This window comes from Halomonas sp. 141 (genome assembly GCF_002810305.1).
GTDB classification, from domain to species: Bacteria; Pseudomonadota; Gammaproteobacteria; order Pseudomonadales; family Halomonadaceae; genus Vreelandella; species Vreelandella stevensii.
Genome location: NZ_PINZ01000116.1, coordinates 1 through 1,045, shown reverse-complemented (window position 1 = coordinate 1,045; position 1,045 = coordinate 1). Strand labels below are relative to the sequence as shown.

Below are 1,045 nucleotides of genomic sequence, written 5' to 3'. Positions count from 1 at the left end.
ATATAGTCGTGGGTGTGTTCTAGCCAAAAGGACGACAGCGCCCAAATATCCTCTAGACGCCGACCTTTATGGTCCAGCCCTTCGCCACTGTAAAAATCGATCAAGCGTGTATCGTTATCCATTAGGCAGTTCCCATGGTGAGTTCGAGTTAAGCTCAAGTCTGGTGTATGGGAGGAGGTAGGAAGGGTGGCGTATCCTGTTGATTGATCACGACCAAGATCTCAACCAACACGAGTGGATACGCCATGACCGATTCTACCCTCCGGGCTCTTTCACAACCAGAACCCCAGGTCACTGACCCGCTGCACGAGCTGCTGCGACGAGGTGCCCGTGACCTGATCGCCAAGGCTGTCGAGGCCGAGCTGGCCACCTTCCTGGCGCAGTATGCCGATCAGCGGCTCGACGATGGACGTCAGGCCGTGGTCCGCAACGGCTACCTGCCCGAGCGCACGGTCCAGACCGGGATTGGGGATGTCAGCGTTCAGGTGCCCAAGGTGCGTGACCGCAGCGGCGGTGGTGCTCGCTTCAACAGCAGCCTGCTGCCGCCCTACCTGAAGCGGGCCCGCAGCATCGAGGAACTGATCCCCTGGCTCTACCTGAAGGGGATTTCCACTGGCGACTACCAGGAGGCGCTGGCGGCGCTGCTGGGCGACCAGGCCAAGGGGCTCTCGGCCAACACGGTGTCTCGGCTCAAGAAACAGTGGGAAGACGAGCATACCGAGTGGCGGCAGCGTGACCTGTCAGACCGTCGCTACGTCTACTGGTGGGCCGACGGCGTGTACAGCAACGTGCGCATGGATGACCGCCTGTGTCTGCTGGTGATCATCGGCGTCACGGAGCAGGGCCGCAAGGAGCTGGTGGCCGTCGAGGACGGCTTCCGTGAGTCGGCAGACAGCTGGGAAACGCTGCTGACGGGGCTGCGAGAGCGCGGTCTGACTCAAGCCCCCAAGCTGGCGGTGGGCGACGGTGCCATGGGCTTCTGGGCGGCGTTGAGCAAGGTCTATCCAGAGACCGAGCACCAGCGCTGCTGGGTCCACAAGACTGC

1 protein-coding gene is annotated in these 1,045 nt (G+C 62.0%); it reads left to right on the top strand.

Annotated features, from left to right (window positions below):
- Positions 1-245 precede the first annotated feature (245 nt).
- Positions 246-1,045, top strand: an 800-nt coding sequence (locus tag CWI66_RS17575) for an IS256 family transposase (RefSeq protein ID WP_157809010.1), incomplete at its 3' end; no start/stop codon positions are given.